The sequence below is a fragment of the Promicromonospora sp. NPDC019610 genome, from assembly GCF_044389365.1.
In the GTDB taxonomy this organism is placed as follows: domain Bacteria; phylum Actinomycetota; class Actinomycetes; order Actinomycetales; family Cellulomonadaceae; genus Promicromonospora.
In genome coordinates this window covers 1972270-1985335 of sequence record NZ_JBIRXX010000002.1, presented here as the reverse complement: position 1 = coordinate 1985335, position 13066 = coordinate 1972270, and the positions used below count along the sequence as shown (strand labels likewise).

11 protein-coding genes and 1 pseudogene are annotated in these 13066 nt (G+C 71.1%); 4 read left to right on the top strand and 8 right to left on the bottom strand.

Going from position 1 to position 13066, the window contains the following annotated elements; all coding sequences use genetic code 11:
• Positions 1 to 145 precede the first annotated feature (145 nt).
• Positions 146 to 775: a superoxide dismutase gene (locus ACH45N_RS20475; RefSeq protein ID WP_397397203.1), complete on the top strand. Its 630-nt coding sequence runs from the start codon at positions 146 to 148 to the stop codon at positions 773 to 775.
• A 174-nt stretch (positions 776 to 949) separates the two neighbouring features.
• The gene (locus ACH45N_RS20470; protein WP_397397201.1) at positions 950 to 2761 is read left to right on the top strand and encodes a cytochrome bc complex cytochrome b subunit; all 1812 of its coding nucleotides are present in this window, start codon (positions 950 to 952) and stop codon (positions 2759 to 2761) included.
• Positions 2762 to 2809: 48 nt separating this feature from the next.
• On the opposite strand, the gene ACH45N_RS20465 is transcribed toward ACH45N_RS20470, so the two are convergent.
• Together ACH45N_RS20465 and ACH45N_RS20460 are read right to left on the bottom strand one after the other, a co-directional pair.
• Positions 2810 to 3091: an Lrp/AsnC family transcriptional regulator gene (locus ACH45N_RS20465; protein ID WP_253867636.1), complete on the bottom strand. Its 282-nt coding sequence runs from the start codon at positions 3089 to 3091 to the stop codon at positions 2810 to 2812.
• On the bottom strand, positions 3085 to 4992 hold the full coding sequence (locus ACH45N_RS20460; protein ID WP_397397198.1) for a DEDD exonuclease domain-containing protein: 1908 nt from the start codon (positions 4990 to 4992) through the stop codon (positions 3085 to 3087). Before ACH45N_RS20460 ends, ACH45N_RS20465 begins: the two co-directional genes overlap by 7 nt.
• Positions 4993 to 5157: 165 nt before the next feature.
• Here ACH45N_RS20460 and ACH45N_RS20455 point away from each other — a divergent pair, with 165 nt between their 5' ends.
• Both ACH45N_RS20455 and ACH45N_RS20450 read left to right on the top strand, forming a co-directional pair.
• Entirely contained in the window at positions 5158 to 5427 is a 270-nt protein-coding gene (locus ACH45N_RS20455; RefSeq protein ID WP_397397196.1) for a hypothetical protein, read from the top strand.
• A 20-nt stretch (positions 5428 to 5447) separates the two neighbouring features.
• A complete protein-coding gene (locus ACH45N_RS20450) occupies positions 5448 to 5693 on the top strand; it encodes a type II toxin-antitoxin system RelE/ParE family toxin (protein ID WP_397397194.1) in 246 nt (81 codons plus the stop codon).
• Positions 5694 to 5752: 59 nt separating this feature from the next.
• On the opposite strand, the pseudogene ACH45N_RS20445 reads toward ACH45N_RS20450, so the two are convergent.
• The 6 genes and pseudogenes from ACH45N_RS20445 to ACH45N_RS20420 all read right to left on the bottom strand — a co-directional run.
• Positions 5753 to 6589: pseudogene (locus ACH45N_RS20445) on the bottom strand (phosphoribosylaminoimidazolesuccinocarboxamide synthase); the annotation flags it as partial.
• Between the two features lie 62 nt (positions 6590 to 6651).
• Positions 6652 to 8328 carry an alpha-amylase family glycosyl hydrolase gene (locus ACH45N_RS20440; protein ID WP_397397192.1) on the bottom strand — a complete coding sequence of 559 codons (1677 nt, stop codon included), beginning with the start codon at positions 8326 to 8328 and terminating at the stop codon, positions 6652 to 6654.
• Between the two features lie 100 nt (positions 8329 to 8428).
• On the bottom strand, positions 8429 to 9982 hold the full coding sequence (locus ACH45N_RS20435; RefSeq protein WP_397397190.1) for a glucoamylase family protein: 1554 nt from the start codon (positions 9980 to 9982) through the stop codon (positions 8429 to 8431).
• 96 nt (positions 9983 to 10078) lie between these two features.
• Positions 10079 to 11266 carry a glycoside hydrolase family 1 protein gene (locus ACH45N_RS20430; protein WP_397397188.1) on the bottom strand — a complete coding sequence of 396 codons (1188 nt, stop codon included), beginning with the start codon at positions 11264 to 11266 and terminating at the stop codon, positions 10079 to 10081.
• 10 nt (positions 11267 to 11276) lie between these two features.
• Positions 11277 to 12173 carry a carbohydrate ABC transporter permease gene (locus ACH45N_RS20425; RefSeq protein ID WP_397397186.1) on the bottom strand — a complete coding sequence of 299 codons (897 nt, stop codon included), beginning with the start codon at positions 12171 to 12173 and terminating at the stop codon, positions 11277 to 11279.
• Positions 12173 to 13063: a carbohydrate ABC transporter permease gene (locus ACH45N_RS20420; RefSeq protein WP_397397184.1), complete on the bottom strand. Its 891-nt coding sequence runs from the start codon at positions 13061 to 13063 to the stop codon at positions 12173 to 12175. The genes ACH45N_RS20425 and ACH45N_RS20420 overlap by 1 nt, the downstream gene beginning before the upstream one ends.
• Between the last annotated feature and the right edge of the window lie 3 nt (positions 13064 to 13066).

Genomic DNA, 13066 nt, shown 5'->3' with positions numbered 1-13066 from the left:
ATGGCCTGTGTCTCCTGGTCCGCGTCTGCGGACAGGGACACGGGCCATTGCCGTCCCGGCGGGCACCACCTCGGCGCACGACCAGGACGGCGTCCCACCCTGCGCACCGTCCGGTGTGCGGACCGATCCTGGAGGTACCTCAGCAATGGCTGTTTACACGCTCCCTGACCTGACCTACGACTACGCCGCGCTCGAGCCCCACATCTCGGGCAAGATCATGGAGCTGCACCACTCCAAGCACCACGCGACGTACGTCAAGGGTGCCAACACTGCCCTGGAGCAGCTCGAGGAGGCCCGCGAGACCGGCAACCTCGGAGGCGTCAACAAGATCGAGAAGGACCTCGCGTTCAACCTCGGTGGTCACATCAACCACTCGATCTTCTGGACGAACATGGCACCGGAGGCCGGCGGCGAGCCGACCGGCGAGATCGCCACGGCGATCGACGAGCACTTCGGCTCGTTCGAGAAGTTCAAGGCGCACTTCACCGCCGTTGCCGCCGGTGTCCAGGGGTCCGGCTGGGCCGTCCTGGCCTGGGACTCCGTGGGCCAGAAGCTGGTCGTGGTGCAGCTGTTCGACCAGCAGGGCAACATCCCCTTCGCGCTCACCCCGGTCCTCATGCTGGACTGCTGGGAGCACGCCTACTACATCGACTACCTGAACGTCCGCCCGGACTACATCAAGGCCTGGTGGAACCTGGTGTCGTGGAGCAACGTCTCCGAGCGCCTGGCGCGGGCGAAGACGCAGACCGCGGGTCTCGTCGTCGCCTCTGCCTGACGGCTTGACCACCGGTCCGGCGCATCCCCAGGAGTTCTCTCCCGGGGATGCGCCGGACCTGTCGTGTCACGTTCCGGGGCCCCGATTCGTCGCCGAGGGTGGAAGCAAAGCCCGGCACGGTGTCTACTGGAGGTCAACGGTAGAGCCCGCGCCGCCGAACCCAGGGGTGATGACGTGGCAACGAAGCAGCGTCCGAGTACCGCGATCGGAAAGACCGCCGACTACCTGGACCAGCGCACCACCATCGGGGTGCTGGTCAAGGAGCTGGCACGCAAGGTCTTCCCTGACCACTGGTCCTTCATGCTCGGCGAGATCGCCCTGTTCTCGTTCGTGGTGCTCATCGCGTCCGGGTTCTTCCTGACGATGTTCTTCGAGCCGTCCATGGCGCTGGTGCGCTTCGAGGGCGACTACCCGCCGTCGATGCACGGGCAGCTCATGTCGGCGGCGTTCAACTCCACCGTGGACATGTCGTTCGAGGTGCGCGGCGGCCTGCTGATGCGGCAGATCCACCACTGGTCGGCGCTGATCTTCATCGGCTCGATCGTGCTGCACATGTTCCGGATCTTCTTCACGGGCGCGTTCCGCAAGCCGCGCGAGATCAACTGGATCGTCGGCCTGACGATGCTGATCCTGGCCCTGGCCGCCGGCTTCACCGGCTACTCGCTGCCCGACGACGTGCTGAGCGGCAACGGCCTGCGCATCATCGACGGCGTGGTCAAGTCGATCCCGCTGATCGGCGCCTATCTGTCGTTCCTGGTCTTCGGGGGCGAGTTCCCGGGCGACCACATCATCCCGCGGCTGTTCACCCTGCACATCTTCGTGATCCCCGGGATCCTGATCGCCCTCATCGCTCTGCACCTGTTCCTGATGGTGCTGCAGAAGCACACCCAGTACCCGGGCGGCGGCCGCACCGACAAGAACGTCGTCGGCTACCCGGCCCTGCCTGTCTACGTGGCCAAGATGACGGGCAACTTCTTCATCATCGCGGGCGTGCTGACCCTCATGGGCGGCACCATGGCGATCAACAACATCTGGAACTACGGCCCGTACGACCCGGCGCCGGTCTCGGCCGGCACGCAGCCCGACTGGTACATCCTCTTCGTCGACGGCGCGCTACGACTCATGCCGGGACCGGGCTGGGAGTGGGTCATCGGCGGCTACACGCTGAGCATGAACATCCTGATCCCGGCGGTCGTCGTGCCGGGCATCCTGTTCACGATCCTCTTCGCGTGGCCGTTCCTCGAGGCCCGCGTGACCGGGGACCACCGCGAGCACCACGTGCTGGACCGGCCGCGCAACCGGCCGGTGCGGACCGGCATCGGCGTCGCACTGTTCGTCGCGTTCCTGGTGTGCGCCCTGGCGGCGACGAACGACCTCATCGCCACGCACTTCGCGCTGAGCATCTTCGCGATCACCTGGGTGCTGCGTGTCCTCCTGTTCGTGGGGCCCGTGTTCGCCTTCTTCGTGACGAAACGGGTGTGCCTCGGGCTGCAGCGCAAGGACCGCGAGCTGGTGCTGCACGGCCACGAGTCGGGCCGCATCGTGCGCGTCGCCAACGGCGAGTACGTCGAGGTGCACACCCCGCTCGACCCGCAGGAGGTGTGGCTGCGCACCCAGCACACGTCCCCGAAGCCCCTGGAGATCAAACCCGCGACGGATGCCCGCGGCGTCAAGCGCAAGGGCTACCGGTCCGACCGGCGCTGGCAGCGGCTGTCCGAGTTCTTCTACGAGGACCGCGTGGAACCGGCGACGCCCGCGGAGCTCGCGGCCGCCCACTCGCACGGTGAGCACGACCAGATCGAGGCCAGGACCCCGGCGTCGCTGGGCTCCGGGACCGGCTCCGGCGGGCAGGGCACGGCTGGGCCCCGGACGGCTGGGCCCCGGACGGCCGGGCCAGGGACGACTGGACCGCGAACCTCCGGGGAGGGCCCCGCAGGACCGGGTGACGGGGCACGGGACGCCGGACGGGGCGAGGCCCCGCGGTAGCGGGGCCGTCGTGACGGGGGGTTCGGCAGCTTCGGCTGCGGGGCCGAGCTAGTCGTCGAGCCCCAGGGCGAACGCCTGCTCCAGGTCCGCCTTGGAGAACGCACGGAACGCGATGAGCGTCTCGGTGTTCTGCACGCCCGGCACCTTGTTCACCGTGTCGGAGACGACGCCGGCGAGCTGCTCGTGCTCGGGCACCCGCACGATCGCCACGAGGTCGGTCTTGCCGGTCACGGAGAAGACCTCGCTCACACCATCGATGTTCGCGACCTCCTGCGCGACCTCGGGAATGCGGGACGTCTCGGCGTCGATGAGGACGATCGCGGTCAGCATGCCGTCATCGTATCCACGTGCCGCGCGTTCTCGGGTCCCCGGACGACGGCGGTTCCGTCCGCGGTCTCGGCGTCGGCTGCCGTGCCGGCATCCGCGACGGCCGCAGTGCCGGCCGCAGCGCCGGCCTCCGCGTCGGCCGGACCCTCCGCCGCGCCGATCTCCGTCCGCACCCGCTCCGACGCCCAGGTCAGGTCGGCGTGCGCCCCCGCCGCGCGGACCGGGCACGCCCAGGTGTCGCTGACGTGCACCAGCCGGACGCCGGGGGAGTCGAGCCAGCCGAGCAGCAGGTCGGTCTCCTCGGGGTGCGCGGCCGGGGCCGGGGCGACGGGCGGCTCGACGTGCTCCGCCGTCGTGCGCAGGGCGTCCACGAGGGGGAGCGGGCTGGCGCCCGGGGCCGACACGTCGGTCGCGGCCAGCCGGCCGTGCTTGATCACCACGATCTCCCAGCCGCCGGGCTTGCCCGGGGCGTCGCCGATGCCGGACGGCCGCGCGGCGACCAGCTCGGCGCAGGCCGCCAGGGGTCCGAGCCGCTGGGCCCGGTGTGCGCCCTGCACGAAGGCCCGCAGACGCCGGGTGACCTCGCCGGCCTCCTCGTAGCGTTCCTGGTGGGCGAGCGTGGCGATCCGGTCGGAGAGGGCTCGCACCACGGGGGCGGGGTCGCCGGTCAGGGCGTCGCGCGCGGCGTCGGCCACGTCGGCGTAGGACGTGTCGGGCGCTTCCGTGGCCACGCACGGGGCCGAGCAGCGGCCCATCCCCGCCAGGGCGCACGGGCTGCCCGGGCGCTTGGAGACGAGCGGGATGCGGGCGGTGCACTGCCGCAGGTTCAGGGCGTCGTGCAGGGCGTGCACGGCCTCCTGTGCGGTGCGCCGGGACCCGAACGGGCCGATGTGCGCGGCGCCCGCCACGACGCCGCTCACGACCGACAGGCGCGGGTACGCCTCGTCGGTCAGGCGCACCCACGAGTGCCGCTCCGGGAACTTGGAGCGCCGGTTGTAGCGCGGCGCGTGCTCAGTGATCAGCCGCAGCTCCCGCACCTGGGCCTCCAGCGGCGTGGCGCACGCGACGGGGGTGACCCGCTCGGCGATGCGCACCATCTCCGTGATCCGCCGCCGCTTCTCGGCAGCCGTGAAGTACGAGCGCACCCGCTTGCGGATGTTGACCGAGGTGCCGACGTACAGCACCTCGTCGCCCGGGCCGCGGAACAGGTAGACGCCGGGCGACTCGGGCAGGCCGTCGGCCAGGTGCCGCTTGCGGCGCACCTCGGGCGGCACCGGGTCGGCCGCCGTGGCGAGGTCCTCCAGGTGCGTGACGCCCATCGGCGCGAGGCGTTCGAAGAGGGCGTGCAGTACGTCGACCGTAGCGCGCGCGTCCGCCAGTGCCCGGTGGTCGGGGGACACGGTGGCGTGGAACAGGTTCGCCAGCGTGGACAGCTTGTGGTTGGGCGCCTCGTCCCGCGTGACCAGGCGGCGGGCCAGCGGCACCGTGTCCACGACGGTGAAGCCGGGCCACGGGTAGTCCAGCCGGGCGCACATCGCCTTGAGGAAGCCGACGTCGAACGGCGCGTTGTGCGCCACCAGCACCGTGCCGTGCGCGAACTCCAGGAAGCTCGGCAGCACCAGCGCGATGTCCGGCGCCGTGGCGACCATGGCGTTCGTGATGCCGGTCAGCCGGGCCACGAACGCCGGGACGGGCTGCCCCGGGTTCACCAGCGACTGGAACTCGCCCAGCACCTCGCCGCCGCGCACCTTGACCGCGCCGATCTCGGTGATGCCGCCCTCTGTGGCGTTGGTCCCCGTGGTCTCCAGGTCCACGACGACGAAGGTCACGTCACGCAGCGGCGTGCCGAGCTCCTCGAACGTCGCCTGGTAGGCCGACTGCTGGACGGATGCCGCGGTGCTCACGAGGCCGAGGTTAACGGGAGACACTGACACGCTTGTTCGAGCCGCGCCGCCGGGCGGGGAAGGCTGCTGTACGGCCTTGTTCGTGAGCCCAGCAAGGAGCTACGAATCGGATCAGGCAGGTCGCCCGGATGGCGCGCTGTCCACAGGTGCGGGAAGCATGAGCACATGAACACAGACCTCGACCTGGACGAGACCGTCACCGAGTCGGAGCTCGGCACCGGCGCTGCCGAACTGCTGACGCGCGTCAGTACGGAACACTTGAGGGTCGGGGTCGTCCGCGACGGCGAGGTCGTCGCTGTCCTCATCGACCCCGACGACGCTCGCATCCTCGAACGCTTGGAGCTGGCTGCCGAGGAGAAGTGGGCCGCAGAGCGTGACTCCGACGACGGGCAGCGTTTCAGCCTCGACGAACTGGCACGAGACCAGGACGCCTGATGGGCCGGTACAGGGTCGAGGTGACGAACGCCGCTGCGCGTGAGCTGCGCAAGCTGGAGAGACAGGATGCGGACCGCGTCAGCAGTGCGATCCGCAAGCTGGAGGACGACCCGCGACCTCACGGGGCAACCAAGCTGTCGGGCAGGGACGAGTATCGGATCCGGTTCGGTGACCACCGGGTGATCTACGAGATCGACGACGACAAGGTGGTCGTCACCGTCATCAAGATCGGCAACCGCAGAGACGTGTACAAGGGGGCCTGGTAGCGAGGCGGAAGTGTCCGAGGCGGGCATGATGACGCGTGTGCGGCTTGCCCAGCGGCCAGTCAGGCCCAGCGTTCGCCCGTGAGCTGCTCGTAGATCTCGACGTAGCGCGCGCGGGTCTCCTTGACCACGTCGTCCGGGATCTCGGGTCCCGGGTAGGTGCGGTCCCAGCCGGTCAGGGTCGAGGACCAGTCGCGCACGAACTGCTTGTCGTAGGACCACTGCGCGCGGCCCGGCTCGTACTCGCTCGCCTTCCAGAACCGCGAGGAGTCCGGGGTGAGCACCTCGTCGGCGAGGGTCAGGACGCCGTCGGCGTCGAACCCGAACTCCAGCTTCGTGTCGGCGATGATGACGCCGCGCTCGCGCGCGATCTCGGCGCCGCGGTCGTAGATCGCGAGCGTCAGCTCGCGCAGCCGGTCCGTGGTCTCCGTGCCCAGGTCCTGGGCGATCTCCTCGACGGAGATGTACTCGTCGTGCCCCTCGTCCGCCTTGGTGGACGGCGTGAACACCGGCTCCGGCAGGCGGTCGGCCTCGACCAGGCCCGGGGGGAACGCCACGCCGGACACGCTGCCGGTCGCGTTGTAGCTGTCCAGGCCGCCGCCCGCGAGGTAGCCGCGCGCGATGCACTCGACCGGGACGATGTCCAGCTTCTTGCAGCGGATCGCGCGGCCCGCCCACTCCGCGGGCACGTCCTCGCTGATCACGTGGTTGGGCACCAGGTCGGCGAACTGGCGGAACCACCACAGCGAGAGCTGGGTCAGGATCGCGCCCTTGTCGGGTACGGCCGTGGGCAGCACGACGTCGTACACCGACACGCGGTCGGAGGCCACCAGGATCACATCGTCGCCGTCCGCGTAGACCTCGCGAACCTTGCCCTTCCGGATCAGTTCCACGGGGCCAAGGCTAACCCGGTACGCGGAATGGACCGGTGCGCGTACCGGGTGCCGAGCACCGGAGGCGCCTACGCGCCCGCGAGGTCCAGCACGGCGTAGCCGTGCCCCTCCAGGTGCACGACGTCGCCGGCCTCGGGCGCGCCGACCTCGCTGCCACCTGCCTCGCTGCCACCTGCCTCGCCGCTGGCCGCCTCGCCGCTGCCCGCCTCGACCCGGAGGCCCCGCGCGACCAGCGGCCGCGCGCCCGCGGCGCCGTCCAGCGGGAGCCGCACGGCCGCGCGGCCCGGGTTGAGCACCACGGCGAGCGAGCCGGCGCGCACGAACGCCAGGGGATACCCCGTGGCGAGCACCTCGGTCGGCGCCGCCACGTCGAGGCGCTCGTCGCCGTGCCGCAGGGCGATGAGGTCGCGCACGAGGCGGAGCAGCGAGCCGTCGTCGTCCACCTGGGCGGCGACCGTGGGCCGGTCGGGGTCCGGGTCCTGCGGCAGGTACGTGGAGGTCGCGGGCTTGCCGGGCCCGTACGGGTCCGCGGGCAGGTCGCCCCACTGCATCGGGGTGCGCGAGCCCGACCGGTCGTAGGTGGGGCCCAGCCGGGAGCCCTCCAGCGTCGGCGTGCCCGGCACGTACCGCATGCCGATCTCGTCCCCGTAGTAGACCGACGGCATCGCGGGCCACGTCATGGTGAGCACGTGCGCCACCCGCGCCTGCTCGGCGTCGCGCGGGCCCGCGACCAGCCGCGTGAAGTCGTGGTTCGACGTCGGCAGGCCCACCACGCCGCCGCGGCCGGCCGCGGCGATGGCGTCGGTCGCGGCCCGCCAGGCCTGGACGAACGTCGCGGCGTCGCCCGCCCCGTCGCCGTCCGCCCACGGGGAGAGCTCGCCCCACCCGGGGCTCACCGTGCCAGCGCCGTTGTTCCACAGGGAGCGCAGCGGCAGCCCGTCGTCGTCCCCGCCGAACTGGAGGAAGAAGTCGGCGTGGAAACCCGCGGGGACGGCCACCTTCGGGTCGCCCCACTCGCTGATGATCACGCGGCCGGGCCACTCGCGGTCCAGCCAGGCGCGCATCTCGTGCCACAGCCTGGCCGTCTCCACGTGGCCGGGGTCGTCCTTGACCAGGGACGCCGCCATGTCCACGCGGAACCCGGCCACTCCGAGCCCGAACCAGTGCGCCATGATCTCGCGCAGCGCGGCCCGGTTGGCCAGCGGGCCCGGGGCGTCGACGGGCTGGCGCCACGGCTCGGCCGGGTCGGTGCGGGCGTAGCCGAAGTTCAGCGCGGGCTGCACGGGGAAGAAGTTGGGCCTGTAGTACCCGCCCCGCTTGCCCGGGCCGGGCTGGAAGCCCTCGGCGGGCACGTCGCTCCACACGAACCGGTGGTCGTCCGGGTCGTCGGCCGACGCGCGGAACCACGGGTGCTGGTCCGACGTGTGGCCGGCCACGAGGTCGAGCAGCACCGAGATGCCGCGCCGCCCGGCCTCCTCCGTGAGGCGCGCCATGTCCTCGTTCGTGCCGTAGCGCGGCGCCACGGTCAGGAAGTCGGCGACGTCGTACCCGGCGTCGGCGAAGGGGGAGACGAAGCACGGGCTGAGCCAGATCGCATCCACCCCGAGCCAGGCGAGGTAGTCCAGCCGCTCCGCGATCCCGGCGAGGTCGCCCATCCCGTCGCCGTTGGAGTCCGCGAAGGACTGCGGGTAGATCTGGTAGAGCACGGTGCGCCCGAGGCGCGGGGCGAGGTCGACGGAAGCCAAGGAGCTACTCCTTCGTGGGTGGTGCGGAAGTTCCAATGTGTCAGACGCTCAGGTCCCCCGGGGGACCTGAGCGTCTGACACGTCGGGGGGCTAGGGGGTGCTAGTCGCGGCCGACGGCGAACGTCTCCATGGCCATCAGCGGGCGCACCTCGCGCTCCAGGGCGCCGGGCGCGACGTAGCGGCGCATCGCGTCGTCGGCCAGCTCGTTGCCGAGCGCGGCCATGATCATGCCCTGGTCCAGCGACAGGTACCGCTGCGAGACCTGCCCGCTGCGCACGGCGACGGCGTCGTAGAAGCCGCCCGGGCCGTACGCGTCGAAGTCCGTGGCGATGTTCCGCAGGTTGGTCATCGCGGCACCGTGCGCGTAGCGCAGCGCGAGGAACGACGCGTGCGGCGTCACCACGCCGTCGCCGTACTCCGTGGGCGCCGGCGAGCCCTCGCGGCAGCCCTCGTACGGCTGGTCCACCGTGGTGCGCTCCTGGTCGGACGTGTAGCCCGGACCGTCCATCCCGAGCTGGTCCACGCCGTACTCGCGGTACCCGCCCGCCGGGTTGTTGGACGGCGAGAAGCCCCAGTACCCGTAGTCCGCCTCCCGCAGGCCGTGCTCGATCTGACCCTGCACGTACAGCGGGTGGTTGCGGCCCCACGACCGCGGGCCCCACGTCTCCTCGGGCACGAACAGCGGCACCATGAGCGCCTCGAACATGCTGCCGCCCCAGGTCGGGACCACCCGCATCCCCCGGTACGGCAGCGCGCCCTCGAAGACCGGCACCCCGAGGTGCTCGGCCCACTGCCCGACCGGCCGGGTCTCGGTCCACGACCAGTCGCACGTGTCGGGGAACGTCCGGTACGTGCCGAAGTAGTGCTCCGCCGGGATCTGCCCCTCGGCGATGCCCAGGTACGAGGCGATCCGCGGCTCGGTGTTGAACGCGCCGTAGTGGTGGCCCGTGTACCAGACATCGGCGCCCATCTCGCAGTAGTCGCCCGCCACGGGCGCGGTCTCCTGCGGGTCCACGTCCCAGAACCCGCCCCGGATCTGGTTCTGCGCCGGGTCGTAGTAGCAGCCGAAGTCCATGTCCTCGCGGACGGCGTCCGCCGCGCGGGCCAGGGAGGGCTCCGCCCGCGCGGTCAGCAGCAGACCCGTCGCGAGCCAGCCGTTGTCCACGCTCGACAGGAACGGCTTGATCCGGTCGCCGCTCGTGGGGAACGTCAGGAGCTTGTCGCCCGTCGCCGGGTCGTACCAGTTGTAGAACATGCCGCTGGGCTCGTGCTTCTCCAGCCCGGCCACGGTGTGCAGCGTGGTCGCCAGGCGCTCGCGGGCCTCCGTGCGCCCGATCAGGCCCGTGTCGCGGGCCACCACCGTGCTCCACAGGTACGCGCCGATGTTGGTCGGCGAGGTGTAGCCGCCGCGGCTGGCCGGGTCCAGGTCGCCGCCGATGTTGTCGTCGGGCAGGCCGGTCTCCTCGTCGACCAGGGCCTCGAACGAGCGCCAGGTGTCCGCGGCCCAGGTGCGGAGCTGACGGCGGTCCTGCGCGGAAGTGCTCTGGGCTGCGGCTTCCGGGGCCGCCGTCGCCCCCGTGGCGCTCGCCGGCAGTGCGGTGAACGCCAGGGCGGCGACGGCGGCCGTCGCGATCGTGGTGCGGATCCTGCTCATCGGGTGTCTCCTACGTCGTCGTAGTGGTGACAGGTGCGGTGCTCTGGTCAGGTGCGGTGCTTCGGTGTGGTGGTGACGCGCAGTGGCGCCGCCGGGTCAGGCGGGCAGCGTGCCGGTGCGCGCGACCCGGCCGAGCCACGCGAGGCTCGGCTTGGGCGTGCGCTCGAACGTGGTGCGGTCCACGGCGATCAGCCCGAACGTGGGCCGGAACCCGCTCATCCACTCGTAGTTGTCGAGCAGCGACCAGTGCAGGTAGCCGTCCACCCGGCAGCCGGCGGACATCGCGCGGGCCATACCCTCGAGGGCGCCGGTCGTGTAGTCGATGCGGCGGGCGTCGTCGGACGTGGCCATGCCGTTCTCGGTGACGATCATCGGCACGCCGCCGGTGATCTTGTGGGTGTACTCCAGCGCCTCGCCGAGCGCCTGCGGGTAGTACTCCCAGCCGGTCAGCGTCTTCTCGACGTCGTCGCCGAAGGGGATGGGCTCGCCGTCCGCCCCGATGATGGTGCGCAGGTAGCTCTGCACGCCCACGAAGTCGTCGCCGCGCGCGACCTCCAGGAAGAAGTCCTCGCGCGGGTAGGCGTACGCGTCGCGCGCCTCCTGCGCCCCCGGCGCGGCCTGGAACACCTGGTTGGCGATGGTCCAGCCGGCCTGCACGTGCCCCAGCCCGTGCAGGATGTCGACGGCGCGACGGTGGGCCGTCGCCTGGATCTCGGAGGCCGCCTGGTCCGGGGCCGCGAGCCCGGCGGCGTCCAGGTTGGTGCGCCGGCTCGCGCCGAGCATCATCGAGGTGATGTTGGGCTCGTTGATCGTCACCACGTGGCGGACGTCGTCCAGGATCTGGCTGGCGGTCTCGACGTAGCGGCTGAACAGGTCGACGGCGTCGGGTGCGAACCAGCCGCCGCGCTCGGCGAACCACCGCGGCAGCGTGAAGTGCAGGAGCGTGACCACGGGCGTGACGCCCGCCGCGAGGCAGGTGTCGATCATGCGCCGGTAGTGCGCGAGCTGAGCCCGCGAGAACTCGCCCTCGGCCGGTTCGATGCGCGCCCACTCGATCGAGAAGCGGTACGCGTTCAGGCCGGCGTCCGCCAGCAGCGCGATGTCCTCGCCGTAGCGGTGGTAGCTGTCGACGGCGTCGCCGGAGCTCTCCGCGCACAGCGACCCGGCGACGTGCTCCTTGGCCCACCAGTCGCTGTTGGTGTTGCCGCCCTCGATCTGGTGCGCCGCGGTGGAGGCGCCCCACAGGAACTCGGGCGCGGTGGGCAGCGTGATCTGTTCGGTCACGGAAGAACTCCTACTTCAGGCCGGTGGTGGAGATGCCCTGCACGATGTGCCGCTGCAGGGCCAGGAAGACGATCAGGATGGGCAGCACGATGACGGTCGCGCCCGCCACCAGCAGGCCGTACTGCACGGTGTTCTGGCCCGTGGAGTACAGGGCCAGCGCGACGGGCAGCGTGTACTTGTCGGCCGACTGGACGGCGACCAGGGGCCACAGGAAGTTGTTCCAGGACCCGAGGAACGTCAGGATGCCGAGCGTCGCCAGCGCGGGCTTGGTCTGCGGCAGCACGACGGCGAAGAACGTGCGGAACTCGCCGGCGCCGTCGACCCGGGCGGCGTCGAGCAGCTCGTCCGGGATGTCGAGCATGAACTGGCGCATCAGGAACACGCCGAACGGCGCCGCCAGGAACGGCAGGATCAGCGCCGCGTAGGTGTTGATCAGGTCGAGGTTGGCCACGAGCACGAACAGCGGCACGAACGTGACCATGCCGGGGACCATCAGCGTGCCCATGATCAGCAGGAACAGGGCGCGGCGGCCGGGGAAGTCGAGCTTGGCCAGGGCGTAGCCGACCATGGCGCTGAACAGGACGGACCCGACGGTGACGACCAGCGCCACGATCACCGAGTTGGCGAAGAACCGCGGGAAGTCCAGCGACGCGAACAGCTCGGTGTAGTTGTCCCACGTGAGCTGCTCGGGCAGCAGGGTGGGCGGGAACTGCCGGATCTCGCCCTCGGGCTTGACCGACGAGACGACCATCCACACCAGGGGCCCGAGCGAGGCCGTCAGGCCCAGCAGGAGCACGACGTTGAGCAGGATCGCGCGCGGGGTGAGGCGGCGTCCGGCGGGCCGTCCGGGGGCGGAGGGGTGCGAGGCGGCGCGGCGCGTGCCGGACCGCTCGGTGAGGACCGTCATCACTTCTCCGTCCTGAGCAGGCGGAACTGGAGGTAGGACAGGATCACGATGGCGACGAACAGCACGTAGCTCATCGCGGCCGACAGGCCGTAGTTCCCGAACCCGAACTGGTTGAAGATCTCGTAGGCCACCGAGTTGGTGGCCCCGAGCGGCCCGCCCTGCGTCATGACGAACGGCTCCTCGAAGAACTGCAGGTAGCCGATGCCGGTGATGACGGCGCAGAACAGCAGGGTGGGCCGCAGCAGCGGCACCGTGATGGACCGGAACTGCCGCACGGCACCCGCGCCGTCGATGGCGGAGGCCTCGTACAGGTCGCGCGGGATGCCCTGCAGCCCGGCCAGCAGGATCACCATGGAGTACCCGACGTTGCGCCAGGTCGCCATCATGATCAGCGCGGGCATGGCCCACGTCTCGTCGGTGAGCCAGCGCGGCCCGTCGACGCCGACCAGGCCGAGGGCCGAGTTCACCAGCCCGAAGTCGGGCTGCAGGAGGAACCGCCACACCACCGCCACCGCGACGATCGACGTCACGACCGGGGCGTAGAAGCCCACGCGGAACACCGACCGGAACCAGGTCAGCCCCGAGTTCAGCAGGACCGCCAGCAGCAGCGCCACCCCGAGCGTGAGCGGCATGGCCACCCCGACGAAGTAGAGCGTGTTGCCGGCGGCCTGCTGGAACTTCGGGTCGGCCAGCACGGCCGCGAAGTTGTCGAACCCCACGAAGTTCACGGCCCACGGCGTCCGGAGGTCCGAGCCGTGCATGTCGGTGAACGCCATGTACAGCGAGGACGCCACCGGGACGAGCATGAACACGGCGAACAGGATCGTGAAGGGCAGCGCGAAGCCCCAGGCGGCGAGGCCCGTGCGACGGCGGCGTGCGGAGCTGGCCACGGG